Origin of the sequence: Mycobacterium fragae (genome assembly GCF_002102185.1) — a bacterium.
GTDB classification, from domain to species: domain Bacteria; phylum Actinomycetota; class Actinomycetes; order Mycobacteriales; family Mycobacteriaceae; genus Mycobacterium; species Mycobacterium fragae.
Window position 1 is genome coordinate 65217 of sequence record NZ_LQOW01000020.1, and the last position, 22417, is coordinate 87633.

A 22417-nucleotide genomic window follows, 5' to 3' on the forward strand; every position below is an offset into this window, starting at 1 on the left:
GATGACATCGGTCGTGATCGTGGGCAGCGGGTTCACCGGCTTCGAGTGTGCACGTCGACTGGCCCGCCGATTACGCAAGTCGGATGTCGAGATCACGATCGTGTCTCCGGTCGACTACATGCTCTACACGCCTTTGTTGCCCGATGTGGCGGGGGGAGTGGTCGACGCGCGGTTTGTGACGATCCCGTTGGCGGGAACGCTGAACGGGGTGCGCAAGGTGCGCGGGCGCGTCGACAGCGTCGATCTGGATCAGCACACGCTCACGTTCACCGATCTCGAACAGCGCTCCTGCAAACTGTCGTGGGACCGGCTGGTGTTGACGCCGGGGTCGGTCACCCGGCTCTTCGACATTCCCGGGTTGGCCACGTACGCAAGGGGTTTGAAGTCGACGGCCGAAGCGCTGTATCTGCGCGATCATGTGCTCGAACAGTTGGAGCTGGCCTGTCTGGACGAGGACGGCCAAACCGCGCGCGGGCGGCGCACGATCGTGGTCGTCGGGGCGTCGTATTCCGGGACGGAGCTGACCGCCCAGCTTCGCGCGCTGGCCGACGCCGCGGCCAAGCAGATGAACTTCGACGCGGCCGACGTGAATTTTCTGCTGCTGGACCTTGCCGAACAGGTGATGCCCGAAGTCGGAGAAAAGCTGGGCGACAAGGCAATGCGCGTGCTACGACGCCGTGGAGTCGATGTCCGACTCGGGCTGACGCTCAAGGAGGTGCGCGCCGACCACGTCGTACTCAGCGATGGCTCGCGGGTCGACACCCGCACCGTCGCGTGGGTTACCGGGGTGACCGCGGCGCCGCTCATCGAGACGCTGGGGCTGCCCACCGAAAAGGGCCGCTTGAAAGTGCAGACCGATCTACAAGTCCCGGGCCATCCCGACGTGTTCGCGGCGGGCGACGCGGCCGCGGTGCCGGACGTGACCCAGCCCGGGAAGATCACACCACCGACCGCTCAGCATGCCACCCGGCAAGGAAAAGTGCTGGCGGACAACGTGTCCGCCAGTCTCGGACACGGGAAGAAGCGAGATTACAAGCACCGCAACATGGGCTTGGTGGTGGACCTCGGACCCCGTCAGGCGGTGGCCAACCCGCTCAATGTCCGGCTGTCCGGGTACCCGGCGAAGTTCGTGACCCGCGGCTATCACCTGTATGCCATTCCGCGAGCCGTCAACCGGTGGGCGGTGTCGCTGGCCTATCTGACCGACGTACTTTTCGCACGCACCCTGGTTTCGATGGGGTTGTCGACGCAGAGCGACGCCGAGTTCTCGACCAGCGAAGGCATTCCGCTGCCGAAGACCGACTAAAAGCGTTCGCCGTCAGAGGGTTTGGTGGCGGCCGAAGTACTTGTGATCTTCGCTGTAACCGCCGTAGCCGCTGCCGATGTCGCGGTAGTCGGCGACGAACTCGATCCCCTTGATCCATTTGACGAGTTTGAAGCCGTGCTGCAATTCGTTACGAAGGCGCAGCGGCTTGCCGTGCATGTAGGGCAGCGGCTGGTCGTTCATGTTGTAGGCCAGCATCGTCATGTGGTGGCCCATCTGGTCAACGGGGTGGGCGTTGTAGTAGATGCCGCCAGTGGCTCCGAGGCCCATCGAGTAGAACACGACCCATTTCGCCTCGGGCAGCGGTTTGACGATGTCCATGATCGTCTTCATCTGCACCCCACCCCATTTGGCGACGCCCGACCAAGCCTGGATGCAGAAGTGCTGGCTGATCTGATCGTGGTAGGGCAGTGCCTTGAGGTCGTCGAGCGAGAACTCCATCGGGTGCTCGACCAGCCCGTAAACCTTCAGCCGCCAGTCTCTGAAGTCGTTGGCCTCCAACTCCTTGTACTCCACGGTCTCCGGGAGCCGGCCATTGCGCCAGTGATGCGGCGAGATGTCCTCTTCGGTGAAGGCGCCGGGCTTGGGGTCCAGCCTCTCCAGCACCCGCTGGAACGGGCCGACCAATGCATACCCGACCCGCTGCACCACGCGGGGATGCTTGATGGTGAACGGGGTGGCCCACACCCAGGCGACCGCCGACACCACCATGGCCGCGGCGAAGATCCAGAACCCCATCCAGCTGTTGTCGTCGCGGGCGGCGAACATGTGGTTGAGGTTGCGCAGTGCGCTGGTCGCGAACACCAGCGTGACGTGGACGATGATGAAGAACAAGAAGTACACCAGCACCAGGAAGTGCAGTGAACGCGCGTGTTGGATGCTCAACCGCTTGCTCAGCCAGTGGACCCGCTGCGACAGCGCCGGCGACATGCCCAGCCCGGTGATCAACGCGGCCGGGGCGGCGATGAAGACCGTGGTGAAGTAGGCCAGCACCTGCAGGCCGTTGTAAGCGACCCAGCCGTTATCCGCCGGCCAGTGCTCCACCGACAGATACTGAATGGCCACCGACAAAGCGTTGGGGAACACGTCCCAGCTGGTCGGCACGATGTGCCGCCACTGCCCGGTGGTGAACAACAGCACGTAGAACACGGCCCCGTTGAGCAGCCACAAGACATCCATGCCGAGATGCCACCAGCGGGCCAGTCCGATGGAGTGCCGAAACCCGGGCAGACCGAACTGAGGGGGCAAGGCGACGGTATCTGCGTTAGCGGTCCACAGCTCGTCGTCAGGCACCGGGGGGCCGACCCGCAGCCACTCGTCCTTGCCGGGGGTGGCGTTGCGGCTGAAGTAGAGCCGCGGGTGGTCACAGAGGATCTGGATCCCGGACCTGATGATGAACATCATCACGAACAGGTTGAAGAAGTGGGTCCACCCCAGCCACGCGGGGACGCCGGGAGTCTTCTGGGGGATATCGGCGCCGGGATAGCGTTGGATGAAGGCCTGCACCGAGGGCATGTTGTAGAGGCCTTTGCCGATGGCCACCGCCACAACCAAGATGGCAAAGCCGATCGGGATAAGCCACAGCAGGTTGAACCACTTGTCCCGGCCGACCCGCAACTTGGGAGCGCTGGCCCGCCTGGTGAGGTCGAATCCGCCGCCGTACGTCTCGACGTCGATAGTGTCCTCGGCGGTATGGATCTCGCTGCGGAAGTCGGGGTCGGATTCCAGCGGCGTGCCTACCGCTAACGTCGTGGTGCCGATCGAATTGCCGATCGAATTAGCATGGCCGTCAGCATTGTTAGCGTCCGTGGTCGTCACGCGGCCGAAGATACACGAACGGGCCAGATCAGCGCTTTTAACACCGGGGAAACACTTGCTGGGAAACGGCTGGTAATCGGCCGGATCAACGAGGCCCGACGGCGTCCGCGAACGAACCCGCCGTTGTAGGTCACGGGTCAAGCTGTCGACCGGCGGAAATCGGTGTCCTGTAGTGAGATTCGTCACATTCTGCGGGTCACGCGTACCATCACCACGCAGACATCACCCCGAGTTAGGTTCGCCGATGAAGCTTGTATTGGCAAGCCATGGAACTCGCGGCGATATCGAGCCCTGCGCCGCACTCGGTCTGGAGCTGGTGCGCCGCGGGCATGACGTGCGGATGGCGGTCCCGACCAACATGCTTGACTTCGTCGAGTCGGCGGGGCTTGCCGCCGTCGCCTACGGCCCGGACTGGCAGGCGCCGCCGGACGAGGATTTCGCCCGCAAATTCTCGCAGACACATGACCCGATCAGCGTGCTTGTCCAGTACGCCACCCAGGTCTGGCTGGAGATGGGCATGAAGCTGGCCGCGCTGGCAAAGGGCGCCGACCTTCTATTGGCGGGCATGTTCGAGCAGGGACTCGCCACCAACGTCGCAGAGTATTACGGCATTCCGCTGGCTGCGCTGCACTGCTACCCGATGCAGGAGTTCGTTCCGATGCTGCCGCCGCAGCTCGGATGGCTGCAGTCGCGCATAACGAATGAGGCTGAAGACGCCCAACGCCGTGCACTCGGCTTGCCGGAGGCGCGGATGGCGGGACCCGGATCGCTGGAGATTCAGGCCTACGACGAGCTCTGTTTTCCCGGGCTGGCGGCCGAATGGGCGAAAGCAGATGGCCGACGCCCCTTCGTCGGCGCGCTGGCGATGGAGGTGCCGACGGACGCCGATGACGAGGTCGCGTCGTGGATGGCGGCGGGAACACCTCCGATTTACTTCGGCTTCGGCAGCATGCCGGTCGCATCTCCCGCCGAAACGCTGGCCATGATCAGCACGGCCTGCCTGCAGCTGGGCGAGCGAGCATTGATTTGCACCGGCGCCAATGACTTCACCCAGGCCCCGCATTTCGACCATGTCAAGGTGGTGGGCGCGGTGAACCACGCGGCCATCTTTCCCTCCTGCCGCGCGGTGGTCCATCACGGTGGCGCCGGCACCACGGCCAGAGGCATGCGGTCGGGAATTCCCACGTTGATCCTTTGGATGGGGGCCGATCAGTCGATCTGGGCGGATGTGGTGAAGCAGTTGAACGTTGGATCCGCCCAGCCCTTCGCGGCCGCCACCACAGAATCGCTGATCGCGGACCTCCGCTGCATTCTCGCCCCGCAATACCGCACGCGAGCGCGCGAAATCGCCACCCGGATGACAAAGCCTGCGGAAAGCGCTGCCCGCGCTGCCGATCTCCTGGAAGACACCGCCCGCCTGTCACCGGTTTAGGCCGGACCGCCGGCCCGCAACCGGCTGACCGGACGGTTTTCGATGGCGTTGATCGTCAACACGCGGCGGCATATGTGCCAGCCGGCATCGACGTGCCGGTATTCGTCGTCGTAGCGCAGATGCCAGACCACATCGCGGATTTCGTCGTCGTGCTGAATCCAGTGGTGGGCGACGGCGGCGATTCGGCCCCGCGCATGGTCGGGCCGCGGACCGGCGTCGTAGACCTCGCCGACGATCGCGTGCTCGGTGCGGATCGTGGTGGCGACGGCGGCGATCGCCGTGCTGATGGCCGCCCGCCCGTGATGTTGACGGATCGGCTCCAGCGTCGTCGGCGGGTCGGGCAGAGCCAGCTCAGCGTCCTGCGTGAAAAGCATGACCACAGCGTCGAATTGCCTGTCGTCGATGTCGGCGGCATACCGGTGGACCAAGTCGGAGAGAGCCGCTCGATCGGTTGCGGAGAGCATCACGCTGGCAGCGACAGACGTTGCGCGCAGGCCGACAACGTGTCCTTGGCCTGCTCGATGTCGGTGATCGGCGGCATGGCCAGCACCACCCGGTCGGCGCCCTGGGTGGCCAGCCTGCCGGCGCGGTCGGCGTCGACCTTGGTGACCGCATGGCCGAGCGAAACCTCGAGATCGGCGGGGTCGCGCCCGGCCGCCAACGCCTCGTCGCGCATCAGTGCCAGCAAGGCGTCCAGCTGAGCACCGGTTACTCCCAGCGGCTGGAAGCCGTCACCGAGGCGGCCGGCCCGTCGAGCGGCCGCCCGGCTGTGTCCGCCGATGTGCACCGGAAGTTTTGCTCCCGCAACGGGTTTCGGGGAGCAGATCACGTTCGCGAACCGAAAGAACTCCCCGTTGTGGGTGACGCCTTGCGGGCGGTCGTCCCAGAGCGCACGCAGCACCGCCAACTGTTCGTCGGCCCGCCGGCCCCGGCTTTCGAATTCGGTGCCACACGCCTCGATCTCCTCGCGCAGCCAGCCGACGCCGACGCAGAGCCGAAGCCTGCCTCCTGACAGCGCGTCAACGGTCGCCGCGCGTTTGGCCAAAACGACCGGATGGTGGTTGGGCAGCACCAGAACTCCGGTGGCCAACCCGAGCCGATCGGTATGACCGGACAGAAATGCCAGCAGATCGAGCGGGTCGGGGACCGGGCAGTCGGCCGCGAGTTCGACACGCCCCGAGCTGTCATAGGGGTAGAGGCTGTCATAGCGGGTGGCCAACACGGCGTGCTCGACGGCAACGATCGACTCGAAGCCGCACACTTCGAGATGCCGCGCGAAGGCGGCCATCCATTCCGGGGCGGCGGTGACCCCGGCCGCGACCGGGGCGACGACCGCGAACTTCATGGCACCCTCTCTCACCGCGTTGACTCTGCGCCTAGGGCGCGCGCTACTCGCACTTCTTCGCCGTGGACGCAGAGTCAGCGGAGCTTACGTTAGCGCGCAGCGCCTCGGCCAGCGCGGCTGCTCGCGGATCGGTGAAGACGTCCTCGAGCAGCACGGGTCGACCATCCGGGCCGGACAGCGGGACCCGCCAGTTGGGATATTCGTCGGTGGTGCCCGGCTGGTTCTGGGTCTTGTGGTCACCGACCGCGTCGGTCAGCGCGAGTCCCAACAGCCGCGACGGCGTCCGGCCCAGATACTGGTGCAGCGCCAGCACGGTCTCATCGAGATCGGCGTGCTTGCCGAGCAACCCGGCTCGATGCAACTCGGCGATCCAGGCCGTCCGCTCGCTCTCCGCCGCTGCGAGCTCCTCGTCAACGGGTCGGGTCAACAAGCCCAGGGAATCCCGCAGCCGCACATGCTCGCCGGCCAGATAACCCGCGGTCGGCGGCAGGTCGTGGGTGGTGACCGACGACAGGCAGTATTCCCGCCACCGTTCGGCAGGCAGGGGGCCCCCGTCGCCGTCGCGATCGCGCTCGAACCACAGAATCGACGTGCCCAGCACGCCCCGCGCCCGCAGGTAGTCGCGCACCCACGGCTCGACGGTGCCGAGGTCCTCGCCGACCGCCAGCGCGGCGGCGCGGTGCGCCTCCAGGACGAGAATGCCGATCATCGCCTCGTGGTCGTAGCGCACATAGGTGCCCTCGGTGGGCGCCGCTCCGCTGGGAATCCACCACAGCCGGAACAAGCCGATGATGTGGTCGACGCGCACACCGCCGGCGTGCCGCAGCACGGTTCGGATCAGTGCCCTAAACGGTTGGTACTCCTGCTCTTCCAGCCGGTCGGGCCGCCACGGCGGCTGCGACCAGTCCTGGCCCAACTGGTTGAACTCATCCGGCGGCGCGCCGGCGCTGACGCCGAGCGCCAACACGTCCTGCAGCGCCCACGAGTCGGCACCGTTGGGATGCACGCCGACCGCGAGATCGTGGACGATGCCCAGCGACATGCCGGCTCCCACAGCGCGGGATTGTGCGGCGGCGAGTTGCTCATCGAGCTGCCATTGCATCCAGCGGTGGAAATCAACGGCGGCGGAATGCTTGGCGACGAAATCGGCGACTCCGTCAGCGGCCGGGTGTTGAAGCGATGCGGGCCATTGATGCCAGTCGCCGCCGTGCTTCTCGGCCAGCGCACACCAGGTGGCGAAGTCGTCCAGAGCGGAGCCCTCCCGGGCGCAAAACGCCGCGTAGGCCAGTTCGCGACCCGCCGAGCGGGGCACCCGGTAGACCAGCCGCAGCGCCGCGCGCTTGGCTGCCCATGCGCTGTCTCGGTCGATCGCTTGGGCCTCGGGGACCGCTTTCCCCCCGCGCTTCTGCACGTCGTCGCGCAGCCGCCACACCCGCCCGCGCTTGCGCAGGTAAGCGAATTCCGGGATGGCTTCGACCCGAAGATAAAGCGGGTTGACGAAGCGCCGCGACGTCGGCAGGTAGGGCGAGGGCTCCATCGGTGTGGTCGGTGCGGCCGCATGCAGCGGATTGACCAGCACATAGCCTGCGCCATGCCGCGAGGCCGACCAGACCGCAAGGTCGGTGAGATCAGCAAGGTCGCCGACGCCCCACGACTGCCGGGACCGGACACTATATAACTGGGTCGCCAGTCCCCACGCGCGGCGGGCGCCGAGCCGCTCCGGGAACCCCAGCCAATCCGGTGTGACGATAAGCGCGGCGCTGGCTTCCTGCGCACCCGAGCGAAGATGCACCCGGTGGTAGCCGGGTGGCAGGTCGTCGGGGAGCTCGAAGCTGGCCTCACCGACCAGGCGGCCGTCGAGATCAAACGGCGCGGTGAAGTTGTCGCGCTGCCGCACTCCGGCGTGCACCGTCCCGTCCTCTAGCTGCACCCATACCTCGGCAGGGTGGCCGTGGGTGACATGCACCCAAAACGGTGTCCGCGCACCGGCGCGGCCGAGGACGGTCGCGGGCAGCGGGCGAGACCAGTACGCCCGGTCGGAGGCGGCCAGCGCCGCGGTTCGCTCCGGCTCGGTTCCGGCGGGCACCCCGAACGCGGCGAGGACGGCCACCAGCGTGCTCTCCGGGACGACCACGCGCCGCCCCGTCCAGTCCTCATAGTCGGCGGCTATCCCGAACCGCCCCGCGAGTTCGACCAATGACGGCGTGGTCATATGGCGCCACTCCTCCTCATCGCTGCGCTCTGCATCGTCGTCGGCGCGGTCATCCCGCCATCTTGCTTGGTGAACAAACGGGAAAGCGACCGTTTGCGGCGCGCCGACTTTGCTATCCGCCGCTACGATGCAGTGGAGACTTCAGCAATCCGATGGCAGGTGGGGGCACTGTGTGGCAGCTCACGTCGAGCGCGTCTTTTGCCGGGCCCGATGGCAACTCGCTCGCGTGGCGCGGCAGGTCAGGGTGCCTTACGGTTATCCCTGTGAATCGTGGCATGGGCGTGATTAATCGTGGCTGACCAGGACGGAGGCCAGCGCGGCTCGGGGTACGGCCTCGGGCTGTCCACCCGCACCCAGGTAACCGGATATCAGTTCTTGGCGCGCCGGACCGCCATGGCGCTCACCCGCTGGCGGGTGCGGATGGAGATCGAGCCGGGGCGACGTCAGACGCTGGCGGTGGTGGCCTCGGTCTCGGCGGCGGCGGTGATTTGCCTGGGCGCGCTGCTGTGGTCGTTCCTCAACCCGTCCGGACAGATGAACGCGTCGCCGATCATCGCCGACCGCGACTCTGGCGCCTTGTACGTTCGGGTCGGTGACACGTTGTACCCGGCGTTGAATCTGGCGTCGGCCCGGCTGATCACCGGTCGGGCGGACAACCCGCACAAGGTGCGGGGAAGCCAGATCGCCCAGCAGCCGCACGGGCCGCTGGTGGGTATCCCCGGGGCGCCCTCGGAGTTTTCCCCGACCCACCCGGCGTCGTCGTCGTGGCTGGTGTGCGACACGGTGACGTCGACGTCGGGGGTGGGAGCGCCGTCGCCGGTGACGGTCACCGTGATCGACGGCACGCCAGACCTGTCCGGTCGCCGGCATGTGCTGAGCGGGTCCGACGCGGTGGTGTTGCGCTACGAGAAGGACACCTATGTCATCCGGCAGGGGCGCCGGTCCCGCATCGACGCGAAGAACCGGGCGGTGTTGTTGCCGCTGGGTTTGGCGCCTGAAGACGTCAGCCAGGCCCGGCCGATGAGCCGGGCGCTCTACGACGCCTTGCCGGTGGGCCCCGAGTTGTCGGTGCCGAAGGTGCCGGATGCCGGTTCCAAGGCGGACTTCCCGGGTGCGCCGGGGCCGGTGGGAACGGTGATCGTGACGCCGCAAATCAGTGGGCCGCAACAGTATTCGGTGGTTTTGGCGGGCGGTGTGCAGACCGTGACCCCGGTCGTCGCCCAGATCCTGCAGAACGCCGGCGCCACCCCAGGCGCTCAGCCTGTGACCGTCGCGCCGGCCGCACTGGCCAAAATGCCGGTGGTCAAGGGGCTGGATTTGTCGGCCTATCCGGAAGGGCCGCTGAACGTGGTGGACATGAAAGACAACCCGTCGACCTGCTGGTGGTGGGAGAAGACCACCGGTGAGGAACGGGCCCGAGTCCAGGTGGTCTCCGGCCCGACGATTCCGGTGGCCTCTCACGACACCGAAAGGATCGTGTCGCTGGTCAAGGCGGACAATTCCGGCCGGGAAGCCGACCGGGTTTATTTCGGCCCGAACTACGGAAACTTCGTCGTGGTCACCGGCAACGACCCCGCCGCGTCGACAGCCGAATCACTGTGGTGGCTCACGAATTCCGGTGTGCGTTTCGGCGTGGACAACAACCGCGACGCGCGCTCGGCGCTGGGGTTGACCTCTGATCCGAGCCCGGCGCCCTGGGTGGCGTTGCGGCTGCTGGCGCCGGGCCCGACGCTGTCGAAGGCGGATGCGCTGGTGCGCCACGACACCCTTCCGACTGATATGAACCCAGCAGAGTTGGTGGTACCGAAGTGAAACGTGGCTTTGCGCGCCCGACGCCTGACCGGGCACCGGCAGTCAGGCCGGAGAACATCGTCTTACCGACGCCGCTGAGCGTTCCGCCGCCCGAAGGCAAACCGTGGTGGCTGGTCGTGGTCGGCGTCCTGGTGGTCGGCTTGTTGGTCGGCATGGTGGGTATGACGGTCGCCAGCGGTTCGCGGCTGTTCCTGGGTGCCGGCGCGATTTTCCCGATCTTCATGATCGGCGGCGTCGCGATGATGATGTTCGGCGGCCGCTTCGGCGGCCAGCAGCAGATGAGCCGGCCGAAGCTGGACGCCATGCGCGCCCAGTTCATGCTGATGCTGGACATGCTGCGCGAGACCGCCCAGGAGTCCGCCGACAGCATGGACGCCAACTACCGGTGGTTCCACCCGGAGCCGACGACGCTGGCGGCCGCCGTGGGATCGGCGCGGATGTGGGAGCGCAAGCCGGATGGCAAGGACCTCAACTTCGGGGTGGCCCGGGTCGGGGTGGGGATGACCCGCCCCGAGGTGACCTGGGGTGAGCCGCAGAACATGCCCACCGATATCGAGCTGGAGCCGGTGACCGGTAAGGCGCTGCAGGAGTTCGGTCGCTATCAAAGCGTGGTTTACAACCTGCCGAAGATGGTGTCGCTTCTGGTTGAACCCTGGTATGCGCTGGTCGGCCGGCGCGAGCAAGTGCTGGGCCTGATGCGGGCAATCGTCTGCCAGCTGGCGTTCTCACACGGACCCGACCACATCCAGATGATCGTCGTCACCTCCAATCTCGCCGACTGGGAGTGGGTCAAGTGGCTGCCACACTTCGGCGATCCACGCCGCCGCGACGCCGCCGGCAACGCCCGGATGGTGTACGGATCGGTACGTGAGTTCGCGTCCGACCAAGCCGAATTGTTCGCCGGCCGTGGCTCGTTCACGCCGCGGCACGCCAGCTCGTCGGCGGAGACGCCGACGCCGCACCACGTGATCATCGCCGACGTGGACGATCCGCAATGGGAATACGTCATCAGTGTCGACGGCGTCGACGGCGTGACGTTCTTCGACCTGACCGGCTCTGCGCTGTGGACGGGTAACCCGGAGCGGGTGCTGCAGTTCACCAACGACGTCGGGATCATCGAAGCGCTGCCCCGCGACCGCGACACCTGGATGGTGATCGACGAGAACAAGTGGTTCTTCGCTCTTGCCGACGAGATCACCGAGGCGGAGGCCGAAGAATTCGCCCAGCGCATGGCGCACTGGCGACTGGCCGAGGCCTATGAGGAGATCGGCCAGCGGGTGACGCACATCGGTGCCCGAGACATCTTGTCTTACTACGGGATTGAGGATCCCGCCGACATCGACTTCCAAGCGTTGTGGGGCAACCGGCGCGACGGTCTCAGCCGGTCGCGGTTGCGGGTTCCGTTCGGTAACCGCTCGGACAACGGCGAACTGCTGTTCTTGGACATGAAGTCCCTCGACGAAGGCGGCGACGGCCCGCACGGGGTGATGTCGGGGACGACCGGCTCGGGTAAGTCGACACTGGTCCGCACGGTTCTCGAGTCGCTGATGCTCGGGCATCCACCCGACGAGCTGCAGTTCGTGTTGGCAGACCTCAAGGGTGGGTCGGCGGTCAAGCCGTTCGCCGGTGTGCCGCACGTGTCGCGAATCATCACCGACCTCGAAGAAGACCAGGCGTTGATGGAGCGCTTCCTGGACGCGCTGTGGGGTGAAATCGCTCGGCGAAAGGCAGTGTGCGACAACGCCGGGGTGGACGACGCCAAAGAGTACAACGAGATGCGCGCCAGGATGCGCGCACGCGGTCAGGACATGCCGCCGCTGCCGATGCTGGTGGTGGTCATCGACGAGTTCTACGAATGGTTCCGGATCATGCCGACGGCCGTCGACGTCCTCGACTCGATCGGCCGGCAGGGCCGCGCTTACTGGATCCATTTGATGATGGCCTCGCAGACCATCGAGAGCCGAGCCGAAAAGCTCATGGAGAACATGGGTTACCGGTTGGTGCTGAAGGCGCGCACCGCCGGCGCGGCACAGGCCGCCGGGGTGCCCAACGCGGTGAACCTGCCCGCTCAGGCCGGGCTGGGTTATTTCCGCAAGAGCCTCGAGGAGATCATCCGTTTCCAAGCGGAGTTCCTGTGGCGCGACTACCGTCGCGGCACCTCGCTCGACGATGACGGCCAGGCACAACTGACGCACACCGTCGATTACATTCGCCCGCAACTGTTTACCACGGGGTTCACGCCCATCGAGGTCAGTGTCAGCGAGCCGGATTTCAATGCCCAGCCCAACGGCGAAGTGATCACCGAGAACGGCGAGGTGTTCGACGGCAGGCCCGAGATCGAAGCCAGCTACGAAGACGAAGAAGAAGAGGCCATCAGAACGCCGAAGGTCGGCACGGTCATCATCGATGCGCTGCGCCGGATCGACTTCGAGCCCTACCGGTTGTGGCATCCGCCGCTGGACGTGCCGGTGGCACTCGACGATTTGGTGAACCGCTTCCGCGGCAAGCCGTGGCAGCAGGACTACGGCAGGCCGGGCGACCTGGTGTTCCCGCTGGGGATCATCGACCGCCCGTACAAGCACGACCAGCCGCCGTGGACGGTGGACACCTCGGGGGCCGGCGCCAACGTGCTGATCCTGGGCGCCGGCGGTGCGGGCAAGACGACCGCGTTGCAGACGCTGATCTGCTCGGCGGCGATGACCCATACTCCCCAGCAGGTTCAGTTCTACGTGCTGGCCTACAGCAGCACCGCGCTGACCACGGTGTCCCGTCTGCCGCACGTCGGCGAGGTCGCCGGCCCGACCGACCCGTATGGCGTTCGCCGGACCGTGGCCGAGCTGCTGGCGCTGGTCCGCGAACGCAAACGCAGTTTCCTGGAGTTCGACGTTCCCTCGATGGAGGTGTTCAGGCGGCGCAAGTTCGGCGGCGAGCCCGGACGGGTGCCCGACGACGGGTTCGGCGATGTCTACCTGGTGATCGACAACTACCGGGCGCTGGCCGAAGAGAACGAGGTGCTGATCGAGCAGGTCAATCAGATCATCAACCAGGGGCCCTCGTTCGGTGTGCACGTGATGGCCACGGCCGACCGTGAATCGGAGCTCCGGCCCCCGGTGCGCAGCGGTTTCGGATCCCGCGTGGAGCTGCGGCTGGCCGCCGTGGAGGACGCGAAGCTGGTGCGGTCGCGGTTCGCCAAGGACGTCCCGGTCAAGCCGGGGCGCGGCATGGTCGCGGTGAACTATGTGCGCCTGGACAGCGATCCGCAGTCTGGTCTGCACACGTTGGTGGCCAGGCCCGCGCTGAGCAACACGGCGGACACGGTCTTCGAATCCGACAGCGTCGTCGCAGCGGTCAGCCAGGTCGCGACCGGCCATGCGCGTCCAGTGCGCAGGCTGCCGGCGCGGTTCGAGCTCGAGCAGTTGCGCGCACTGGCCGCCGTCGATCGCCGCGACGGCGTGGGTGCGGGCGGGATTGCTTGGGCCGTCAACGAATTGGACTTGCAGCCGGTCTACCTCAACTTCGCCGAAAACGCACACCTGATGGTGACGGGCCGGCGCGAGTGCGGCCGTACCACGACGCTGGCCACGATCATGTGCGAGATCGGGCGGGTGTACGCGCCGGGAGCCAGTGTCGCGCCGCCGACATCGCAACGCTCGGCGCAGGTGTGGCTCGTCGACCCGCGGCGTCAGCTGCTGACCGTGCTGGGCAACGACTACGTCGAGAAGTTCGCCTACAACCTCGACGGCGTCTCGGTGATGATGGACGAGCTGGCGGCCGTGCTGGCCCGTCGCGAGCCGCCTCCGGGCCTGTCGGCCGAAGAGCTGTTGTCGCGGGCGTGGTGGAGCGGACCGGAGATCTTCCTGATCATCGATGACGTGCAGCAGCTGCCGCCTGGCTTCGATTCACCGCTGCACAAGGCCGCGCCGTGGGTGACCAGGGCAACCGATGTCGGCTTGCACGTGATCATCACCCGCACCTTCGGCGGATGGTCCTCGGCGGGTAGCGACCCGATGCTGCGGGCGCTGCATCAGGCCAATGCGCCGTTGCTGGTGATGGACGCCGACCCCGACGAGGGTTTCATCCGAGGCAAGATGAAGGGCGGCCCGTTGCCACGTGGTCGCGGCCTGCTGATGGCCGAGGACACCGGTGTGTACGTCCAAGTCGCGGCCACAGACCTGCGCCGATAATTCCCCGTTGCCAGTGGGCCATTCGCCTAACGGCGGATGAACAGCCGTTGTCGGCGGATGAACACTGGTTGTACAGGAATGAATAGTTGGCGTCGTCAGCGGCGTTCGCCGGTATAGCCATCTAACCTCACCAACGAGCGATTGTTCAGTGACGAGCATCGTGCCCAATGTTGTTGACGCTGAGGCTAACCGAGGAAAGAAAGCGTTTTTCGTCCGTGACCGCACAATGCGCTCCGCACGCCGACCTCGACAAGGCACCCGGCAACCCCATCGTGACGACTCACGACCGATTCTTGACCCCGCCGCGAGCGGGTGTCAGTTGCTGTGCGCCCGCCCACGCCGTCAAAGCGACCGCCGCCAGCTGAGAAGGGGAGCAGTGCTGGATTTTGGAATGCTTCCACCGGAGATCAACTCGGGTCTGATGTATTCCGGTCCCGGAGCGGGGCCGCTGCTGGCCGCTTCGGTGGCCTGGGATGAGCTGGCGGCCGAATTGGGTCTGGCGGCGTCCGGTTACAACTCGGTGATCTCGGAGCTGACGAGCGCGCCGTGGACAGGTCCGGCGTCGATGTCGATGGCGGCGGCGGCCGCGCCATACGTGTCGTGGCTGAGCGCGACCGCTGCGCAGGCTGAGCAGACCGCTTCGCAGGCCCGGGCTGCCGTGGCCGCCTATGAGGCGGCGTTCGCGATGACCGTGCCGCCACCGGTGATCGCCGCCAACCGGGCGTTGTTGATGGCGCTGATCGCGACGAACTTTTTCGGGCAGAACACCCCCGCGATCATGGCCACCGAGGCGCAATACATGGAGATGTGGGCCCAAGACGCCGCCGCGATGTACGGGTACGCCGCGGCCTCGCAGGTCGCATCGACAGTGTCGCCGTTTACGCCGCCGGCGCGCACCACCAATCCGGCCGGAGTGGCCGGGCAGGCCGCGGCCGTTGCCAAAGCCGCCAGCACGCCGGCTGGCACCTCCGCGCAGACCACGGCGTCGATGACCCCGCAGCTGGTGTCCACGACCACGGTTCCACCGGCGCTACAGGAGCCGGCTGCGGCATCCACATCGCAATCGGGGTCGCTATTGTCGATTTTGGGGCTCGATTCATCGTCGGCGTCGATTCCGTCGTGGCTCGTTGGGCCGAATGGACTAATCGCCACGGTGTTTGGGAATTCCAGCAATATTTGGAACTCGGTTACCAACTATGCGTATTTCCCTCTAGGGACGGCCAATTCGCTACTTGCGTGGTCGGCTGGCATGGCGCCAGGAGCCCCTGCCCCAAGCCCGGCGCTCGGTGGCGCGTTGCCGCCCCCAGGAGCCATCGGCGCTTGGGGTAACACGGTGGGCCCTTGGGGGACTAGTGCGCCCGTGTCGGCGAGTGTTGGGCAGGCCAACGCGATCGGGAATTTGTCGGTGCCATCGAGTTGGCCCGCGGCATCTTCTGCGTTAAACCCAACCGCCCCTGCGCAGTTCGTTGGCACCCCCGCCAACGCCGCCACAGGGCCGGGAGCCTTACTGCGTGGCATGCCAATGGGCGGGGCGGGCAGCCGGCGCAGCGCCGGATTTGTGCACCGCTACGGTTTCCGGCACGCCGTGATGCCACGCCCGCCGTCCGCCGGATAGCGTAAGCGCCGCTACCGCCAGTGCCAGTTTCTCTGCCATCCGGCCACATTCGGCTTTCGGCGCTGCCGCAGCTCAATCCTTTTATCCGCGACGAGATTTTTATCCCGCGCTACCCAAGAGAGCGCGCTTAGCTCCGACCCCTGACCGTTCGGGTGCGGACCCCGATAGCGAGTCATTTGCGCAGGTAGCAGCTGGCGGGTTGCGCCGGTAACCAAGGTGGAGAGAAGCATTGGTCACCGGCGAATGAAAGCTAGCTCGCCAGACGTGGACAACGCCGTGACGGCGGCATGCTTGGTCATCGCCTCCTACTCTTCTCACCAACGAGCGTCTAGTTTGCAATCCGCCCAAGCCGACGCCGGTTCCTGCGCGGCCAGGTGACGAGGGAAGTGTTCATTGCTTGATTTCGGGGCGTTACCGCCGGAGATCAATTCTGGCCGAATGTACTCGGGTCCGGGACCAGGGCCATTGCTGGCGGCTGCGGAGGCCTGGGATGGGCTTGCAGCCGAGTTGAATTTGGCGGCCACCGGCTACGCCTCGGTGATCTCGGAACTGACGAGTGCTCCCTGGGTCGGTCCGGCGTCGGCCGCAATGGCGGCTGCGGCCGCGCCGTATGTGTCATGGCTCAACGTGACCGGCTTGCAGGCCGAGCAGACCGCTACGCAGGCCCGGGCTGCCGTGGCCGCCTATGAGGCGGCGTTCGCTATGACGGTGCCACCGCCGGTGATCGCCGCCAACCGGGCCTTGTTGATGACGTTGATCGCGACGAACTTTTTCGGGCAGAACACCCCGGCAATCATGGCGACCGAGGCGCATTACATGGAGATGTGGGCCCAAGACGCCGCCGCGATGTATGGCTATGCCGGGGCCTCGTCGACCGCCTCGACAGTTACGCCGTTTGGCTCGCCGCCGAACGCCACTAGCGCGGCCGGGCTGGCCGCGCAGGACGCCGCAGTCAGCGGCGCCGTCAGCATGGCGGCGAGCAGCCAGTCGGCGACGGTCACGCCGACGATGTCGACTGCCCCCGTGATGTCCGCGCTGGCCACCACACTCGCGTCGTCGACATCCGGCGGGGCGTCCACAACGTCGGGGACGCTTCCGTCGTGGCTCGTGGGGCCAAATGGGTTGCTCGCCACCATGTTTGGAGCTTCGTCGGGATATTGGAACGCGCTCACCTACGACGTGTCCCAAGGTTCCCTTGGGACGACCAATTCGCTACTGGCGGTCGCGGCTGGTCTGGCGCCTGGCGCCCCTGCCCCCAGTCCTGCGCTCGGTGGCGCGCTACCGCCCCCGGGAGCCATAGGCGCCTGGGGTACCACGGTGGGTCCCTGGGGCTCTGGCGGACCGGTGTCGGCGAGTGTGGGCCAGGCCGGCACAATCGGCCGGTTGTCGGTGCCGCCGGGCTGGGGCGCGGAGGCGTCGGCGTTGCGCCCGGTCGCCGCGCCGGCGATGCCGGTCAACAGTCTTAACCCCGCGTCGGGGAGCTCGCCCAGCGGCTTGTTACGCGGAATACCGATGGCTGGTACGGGCGGACGCGCCCCGGGAGGTTTTGTCCATCGGTACGGGTTCCGCCACACCGTAATGCCCCGGCCGCCGGCCGCCGGATAGCAGGAGGCACGCCAGCAATGGGTGCGCTTTATCCGCGACCAGATTTTTATCCACGGCCCGCCTCAGGAGTCGACCGGATGAATCCGGAAGGCGGCCTCCGCCTGGTGCCGCCGAAAGGGTGTTTCGGCAGCTGGCAGCACCGAATTACGCCGACAGGCCAACTGCAGATGAACATTGGGTGCCGACCGATGAACACTAGTCATCCAGGAATGAACACTTGGCGTGGGCAGCGCGTGTTCGGCCATTCGCCCTTTAATCTCAGTACCGAGCGACTTACTGAAGTCGTTGAGGCTGAACGCTGTTGAGGAAGGAATCCATATGTCGTTCGTGACGGCGCAGCCAGAAGCGTTGACGGCTGCGGCAGGCAACTTGACGGGTATCGGCTCTGCATTGGCCGCCCAGAACGCGGCCGCAGCAGTCCCCACAACGGGGGTGGTTCCGGCGGCCGCCGACGAAGTTTCGGCGTTGACGGCTGCCCAGTTCGCCATGCATGCCCAGATGTACCAAACGGTCAGCGCCCAGGCGACGGCGATTCACGAGATGTTCGTGAACACCCTTACTACCAGCGGTCTCTCGTATGCGGCCACCGAGGGCGCCAACGGCGTCGCGATGGGCTAAGGAGGATTTAGTGCTGGATCTCGGGGCGTTACCGCCAGAAATAACCTCTGCCCTCATATACGCCGGACCCGGCTCGGCGTCGCTACAAGCCGCCGCGTCGGCCTGGAATGGGCTTGCCGCCGAATTGAATTCAGCCGCCTTGGGCTACGACACGGTGATCACACAGCTGGCCAATGAGGAATGGCTAGGCCCGGCGTCGGCGTCGATGGCGCAGGCGGCCGCACCGTATGTCGCGTGGATGAACACAACCGCCGCGCAGGCCGAGCAGGCAGCCACCAGCGCCCGCACGGCGGCCGCCGCCTATGAAACCGCGCGCGCCGCTGTGGTGCCCCCGCCGCTCGTCGCGGCTAATCGCGCCGAGACGGCGCAGCTGATGTCGACGAATGTTCTCGGTCAAAACACTCCGGCGATCGCGCAGCTCCAGGCGCAATACGGCGAGATGTGGGCCCAGAATGCCGCCGCGATGTACAGCTATGCCGGTCAGTCGGCGGCCGCCACAAAAATGGCAACGTTCAGCCCGCCCGCGCAAACCACCAACCCGGCCGGACAGGCGATTCAGTCCGCTGCGGTCACCCAGGCCGCCGGCACCGCGACCGGCACGTCCGCGCAGTCGACGCTGTCGCAACAGATCTCCGCGCTGAACGGCTTGCAGGCGGCCCTCGCGGGGCCCGCGGACCCGGGATCAGGTAATTTCTTCACCTTCCCGTCGGACTCGATCATCGGGTCGATCCTTACCGGGATAGGCGGGAGCAGCACCGTAAGCCCGCAGTGGTTCATTACCGCGTTCAGAAACTTCGCCGGCCCGGCATACAACGTCCTAGGTTTGCCGTATTTCTCGACCGGTATGGCGAACACGATGCTGTCAATCTCAAAGGGACTGGCGCCGGCGGCCGCCGCCGCGAAGGGGGCTGCGGAGGGAGCCGCGGCCGGGGCCGGGGCCGCGGCCGGCGGCTTAGGCGGCCTAGGAGGCTTGGGCGGCGGCGCGGGGGTATCGGCGGCGCTGGGCAACGCAGGTGCGGTTGGTAAATTGGCCGTCCCGCCCTCCTGGCTCGGAGCATCAGCCCCGTTGGCGCCCCCTCAGACTCCGCTACCAATCAGTAGTGTTGCCGCGGCACCGGAAGGCACGGGCGCCGGAAACCTGTTGGGCGGCATGCCACTGGCAGGCGCTGGTGCCGGGGGGGCCGGTAGCGCAGGGCCTCGTTACGGGTTCAGGCCCACTGTGATGGCGCGCCCACCCTTCGCCGGCTAGATCCCACGGCGCACGGCCGACGTTTGACGTGTCAATCGTCGAGTGCGGTCTTTGGCCTGCCTGTCTGCGGCATGACGAAGGTAAATCGTCCGCGTCCAGAGTGTCGCCCCCGTGAACAACTGGAAAAGCTTTGGGGGATTAGGGGATATCGTTACGAGGTCGAGCGCCATGGGAGTAGGTTTCGGCTTGGTGAACAGCTGGTGTTCGGGGTTAGGAGGGTCACGTGGCGCAGCCCATAGAGTCGTCTGATTTTCTAACTCAGCCGCACCGATCCCCAACCGATCGAAGACCATGGGTTGCAGCCGTCGAACACAACAGCGGCAGCATCCTGCCGAAAGCTACAAACGGCCATCGGATCGACATGCTCGCGCGCGCGGTGCAGCCCGCCGAGGTAGCTCAGGCTCGGCTCTTCGAGGGGATTCTGCAAGCCGAGTTCGCTGAACTGACCCAACTCGCCTACCGCATGGCGGGATCGCTGGACCGGCAACCCGGCGCCGAGCCTACTGAGCCACCTCGCGATTTACTACGAATACGTGAGCGCATGAACGAAGTTCATCGCCTTATTCAGGCGTTGCAGGGCCGGTTTCCACAACCCCGGTGGGACGGCGAACTTCTGCCGGAGTGAACTAGCGGCCCGGCGTCGGCGGTGTGGGTACCTCCACCCCCGGGGGCACCTTGCCGACACGTGCAGCAACCGCGGGGATCTGGATCGTCGCTCCTTGCTGGCCGCATTCGTCGCTTTCCACGGTGACCGTCATCACGCCGCGCAGCGCACCATGTGCTTCATGCAACCAAATCGCCTGCGTGGTGCTCTGTTTGGCAGCTGTTCCGTTCGGCCCGACACACGGGAACGGCACCGTTTCAGGCCGCGACTTCCAGGCGCCGTCGCGGAAATCCAGCACGAGCGGCTTGGCGTCGGCTTTCGCGCTCACCCGGTCATGGTCGACGTCGTCGAGCAGGATCCCGCTGGCGACACAACCGGCGGGCACACAGGATGTGCGAAAAGCCCACCAGGTGCTCACGTTGGGCGGTTGAGGGTCAGGGGTGTCGTTATAGCTCTGCTGCGCGCGATTGACGTCGACGCGGTAGGACCCGTCGAGCATCTCTGTCGGGCCGGGAACATTGTGGGGACGGGTGGTCGGTGTGGCGGCAGGAGTCGACGCGTGGCTGCCGGTCGTGGGGCCGGCCGGCCCTGTGGCGGTGTCGGTCTTGCGGCCGATCATGATGCCGAGCGTGAGCAGGCCGACGCACAGCATCACGCCTGCCGCGGCCAGCCCCGCGATCCACGGCCACCGGGCTCTGCGACGCGCCGCTTCGAGCGCACGCCGCCGTCTGCGACGCTGCATCACCGTCGGCCACGCCGCGACGCGGCCCGATCCCGTTGACCGCGCACGTCCATGCGCCTGGGCCCGTCCGTCGCGCACCTCGTCGTCCGGGTAGTCCAAGACGTCGAGGTAGGCCTCCGGGCTGCGATCACCGCTCCAGGCTCCGGCGTGCGCGCTGAGCGCGTCGGCGAAGTCGCGGCAATTGTCAAACCGGTCGTCGGGGTTGGGGGCAAGCGCTGTCGAGAGCACCTCGTCTACCCGCGCAAGCTCCCGGTGCCGATCACGCAATGTCGGGTTCATCCGGTCGAACGGCGCCCCGGTGAACAAATGAAATGCGGTGGCCGCGAGCGCATATTGATCCGCGCGCCCGTCGATGTCGGATCCCGTCAATTGCTCGGGGGCACTATAGGCGTACGGGTCAAACGTGAGATCGGGCGGGGGGGCAATTCCGAAGTCGGTCAACACAATTTGCGGTTCACCGCCGGCGGGACTGGCGAACAGGATGTTGGCCGGTTTGACATTGCGGTGCAGCATTCCCCGGCTGTGGGCGTAATCGAGCGCGTCGGCGACGGCGGTGACGGTTGCCAGCACTTCGCCGGCCGGCATGCCTGTCGGAAACCGGTTGGCGGTGAGGTGCGCGGCGTTGGTGCCGTTGATGTAGTCCATCGCAATCCACAGCCGACCGTCGAATTCGCTGCGGTAATGGACTTCGACAATGTTCGGGTGATACAGCGTTGTCGCTATGTCGTTTTCCCGCATGAACCTATCGCGGAACTCGCGGTCGACTGACAGCGAAGCGGATAACACTTTTAACGCGCTCCAGTGCGGTAACCGCGGATGCTGGGCGAGGTAGACCTCGCCCGTCCCGCCGGAGCCCAGTTGTCGCAGGACCGTATATCCCGCGAAAGTCGCGCCGCTGGCCAACGGCATGCCCAGATACTAGCTGCCGTCTAGCCGATCGTTGCTGGACGCGTGTACAAGTAACGGCCGACGGGTTATCTGCGGCAAGATTTTTATGCAGGGTGGCGATGCTGCGGCCCTTGTGCCTTCTGAGCCGTTAACCTGCGCTCGCCGATGCCGGGCCGCGCACCGATCCGGGCCAGCAGGGTTCGCGCAGGTCGGTGCGCTTTCGGTGGGCCCCCGGCCAGCTCGTGGACACCGCTTGTTACTGCGCTGTTACCGCAGGTGAACACTCGTTGCCGCCGGGTGAACAGTTGCGAACACAGGGCGTCGGCGGCGGCGCAAAGCGATGAGCGGATCTATTCTCATGCCTGGAACGATTGCTGAGACTTAAGCAAGGAGGAAGCTGAATGTCGTTCGTGACCACACAGCCGGAGGCCCTGGCGTCGGCGGCTGGCAGCCTGCAAGGGATCGGCTCGGCAATGAGCGCCCAGAATGCGGCTGCGGCGGCGCCGACGACCGGGGTGGTTCCAGCTGCAGCAGATGAGGTGTCGGCACTGACGGCGGCTCAGTTCGCCGCACACGCCCAGATGTATCAGGCGGTCAGCGCGCAGGCGACGGCGATTCACGAGATGTTCGTGAACACCCTTACCACCAGCGGTCTCTCGTATGCGGCCACCGAGGGCGCCAACGGCGTCGCGATGGGCTGAGCGCGAGTAGATGATGTCCGTCCCAATGTGGCGCCACCGGCGGCAGCCGGGTAGCGGGGAAGGGGGAACTGTCGCTGTGTTTCAGGTCGGCAGTTACGCCATCGCGTAACCGGTCCGGCTATCCGCGCGTCCATTGCAGTCGATCACCGATCAGTTAAGGAGACATTCAGGTGACCACGCGTTTTATGACGGACCCGCACGAGATGCGGGCGATGGCGGGCCGTTTTGATGTGCACGCCCAGACGGTGGAGGACGAGGCCCGCAAGAT

15 protein-coding genes and 1 pseudogene are annotated in these 22417 nt (G+C 66.3%); 11 read left to right on the forward strand and 5 right to left on the reverse strand.

Translation table 11 applies throughout. From position 1 onward, the window contains the following. Position 1: 1 nt before the first annotated feature. Entirely contained in the window at positions 2-1306 is a 1305-nt protein-coding gene (locus AWC06_RS10245) for an NAD(P)/FAD-dependent oxidoreductase (RefSeq protein ID WP_085197005.1), read from the forward strand. Between the two features lie 12 nt (positions 1307-1318). Here AWC06_RS10245 and AWC06_RS10250 read toward each other — a convergent pair whose 3' ends face one another. Beyond that, positions 1319-3097, reverse strand: coding sequence for a molybdopterin-dependent oxidoreductase (locus tag AWC06_RS10250; RefSeq protein WP_372458169.1), 1779 nt, complete (start codon positions 3095-3097; stop codon positions 1319-1321). A gap of 289 nt (positions 3098-3386) precedes the next feature. On the opposite strand from AWC06_RS10250, the gene AWC06_RS10255 reads away from it, so the two are divergent. Further along, a complete protein-coding gene (locus AWC06_RS10255; RefSeq protein ID WP_085197009.1) occupies positions 3387-4574 on the forward strand; it encodes a glycosyltransferase in 1188 nt (395 codons plus the stop codon). Here AWC06_RS10255 and AWC06_RS10260 read toward each other — a convergent pair. From AWC06_RS10260 to malQ, 3 genes are read right to left on the reverse strand one after another with little or no spacing between them, the layout of a single operon-like run. Beyond that, on the reverse strand, positions 4571-5041 hold the full coding sequence (locus AWC06_RS10260) for a nuclear transport factor 2 family protein (RefSeq protein ID WP_085197010.1): 471 nt from the start codon (positions 5039-5041) through the stop codon (positions 4571-4573). The genes AWC06_RS10255 and AWC06_RS10260 overlap by 4 nt on opposite strands. Beyond that, the gene (locus AWC06_RS10265) at positions 5038-5919 is read right to left on the reverse strand and encodes an LLM class F420-dependent oxidoreductase (protein ID WP_085197012.1); all 882 of its coding nucleotides are present in this window, start codon (positions 5917-5919) and stop codon (positions 5038-5040) included. The genes AWC06_RS10260 and AWC06_RS10265 overlap by 4 nt, the downstream gene beginning before the upstream one ends. Before the next feature lie 43 nt (positions 5920-5962). Beyond that, the gene (gene malQ / locus AWC06_RS10270) at positions 5963-8131 is read right to left on the reverse strand and encodes a 4-alpha-glucanotransferase (protein WP_085197014.1); all 2169 of its coding nucleotides are present in this window, start codon (positions 8129-8131) and stop codon (positions 5963-5965) included. Positions 8132-8422: 291 nt separating this feature from the next. On the opposite strand from malQ, the gene eccB reads away from it, so the two are divergent. The 7 genes from eccB (at position 8423) to AWC06_RS10310 (ending at position 19839) form a co-directional block, all read left to right on the forward strand. Then, the gene (eccB, locus tag AWC06_RS10275) at positions 8423-9943 is read left to right on the forward strand and encodes a type VII secretion protein EccB (protein ID WP_085197016.1); all 1521 of its coding nucleotides are present in this window, start codon (positions 8423-8425) and stop codon (positions 9941-9943) included. After that, positions 9940-14127, forward strand: a complete 4188-nt coding sequence (gene eccCa / locus AWC06_RS10280; RefSeq protein WP_085197018.1) for a type VII secretion protein EccCa — start codon at positions 9940-9942, stop codon at positions 14125-14127. Before eccB ends, eccCa begins: the two co-directional genes overlap by 4 nt. A 379-nt stretch (positions 14128-14506) precedes the next feature. Continuing rightward, complete coding sequence (locus tag AWC06_RS10290; protein ID WP_139820004.1) at positions 14507-15742, forward strand: PPE family protein; 1236 nt, start codon at positions 14507-14509, stop codon at positions 15740-15742. Positions 15743-16135: 393 nt separating this feature from the next. Then, positions 16136-17347 (forward strand): PPE family protein, encoded by a 1212-nt coding sequence (locus AWC06_RS10295; RefSeq protein ID WP_085197024.1) that lies wholly within the window; start codon positions 16136-16138, stop codon positions 17345-17347. Between the two features lie 318 nt (positions 17348-17665). After that, a complete protein-coding gene (locus tag AWC06_RS10300) occupies positions 17666-17965 on the forward strand; it encodes a PE family protein (protein WP_085197026.1) in 300 nt (99 codons plus the stop codon). A 13-nt stretch (positions 17966-17978) separates the two neighbouring features. Beyond that, on the forward strand, positions 17979-19214 hold the full coding sequence (locus AWC06_RS10305; RefSeq protein ID WP_139820005.1) for a PPE family protein: 1236 nt from the start codon (positions 17979-17981) through the stop codon (positions 19212-19214). Positions 19215-19437: 223 nt separating this feature from the next. Next, the gene (locus AWC06_RS10310; protein WP_139820001.1) at positions 19438-19839 is read left to right on the forward strand and encodes a hypothetical protein; all 402 of its coding nucleotides are present in this window, start codon (positions 19438-19440) and stop codon (positions 19837-19839) included. A 1-nt stretch (position 19840) separates the two neighbouring features. On the opposite strand, the gene AWC06_RS10315 is transcribed toward AWC06_RS10310, so the two are convergent. Next, positions 19841-21469: a serine/threonine-protein kinase gene (locus AWC06_RS10315; RefSeq protein ID WP_085197032.1), complete on the reverse strand. Its 1629-nt coding sequence runs from the start codon at positions 21467-21469 to the stop codon at positions 19841-19843. Between the two features lie 380 nt (positions 21470-21849). On the opposite strand from AWC06_RS10315, the gene AWC06_RS10320 reads away from it, so the two are divergent. Both AWC06_RS10320 and AWC06_RS10325 read left to right on the forward strand, forming a co-directional pair. Further along, on the forward strand, positions 21850-22149 hold the full coding sequence (locus AWC06_RS10320; protein WP_085197034.1) for a PE family protein: 300 nt from the start codon (positions 21850-21852) through the stop codon (positions 22147-22149). A gap of 170 nt (positions 22150-22319) precedes the next feature. Next, positions 22320-22417: pseudogene (locus AWC06_RS10325) on the forward strand (WXG100 family type VII secretion target); the annotation flags it as partial.

Coding starts and splice junctions, on each gene's coding strand:
- AWC06_RS10245 (WP_085197005.1), top strand. CDS start 2: ATGACATCGGTCGTGATCGTGGGCAGCGGGTTCACCGGCTTCGAGTGT.
- AWC06_RS10255 (WP_085197009.1), top strand. CDS start 3,387: ATGAAGCTTGTATTGGCAAGCCATGGAACTCGCGGCGATATCGAGCCC.
- AWC06_RS10265 (WP_085197012.1), bottom strand. CDS start 5,919: ATGAAGTTCGCGGTCGTCGCCCCGGTCGCGGCCGGGGTCACCGCCGCC.
- malQ (WP_085197014.1), bottom strand. CDS start 8,131: ATGACCACGCCGTCATTGGTCGAACTCGCGGGGCGGTTCGGGATAGCC.
- AWC06_RS10300 (WP_085197026.1), top strand. CDS start 17,666: ATGTCGTTCGTGACGGCGCAGCCAGAAGCGTTGACGGCTGCGGCAGGC.
- AWC06_RS10315 (WP_085197032.1), bottom strand. CDS start 21,469: ATGCCGTTGGCCAGCGGCGCGACTTTCGCGGGATATACGGTCCTGCGA.
- AWC06_RS10320 (WP_085197034.1), top strand. CDS start 21,850: ATGTCGTTCGTGACCACACAGCCGGAGGCCCTGGCGTCGGCGGCTGGC.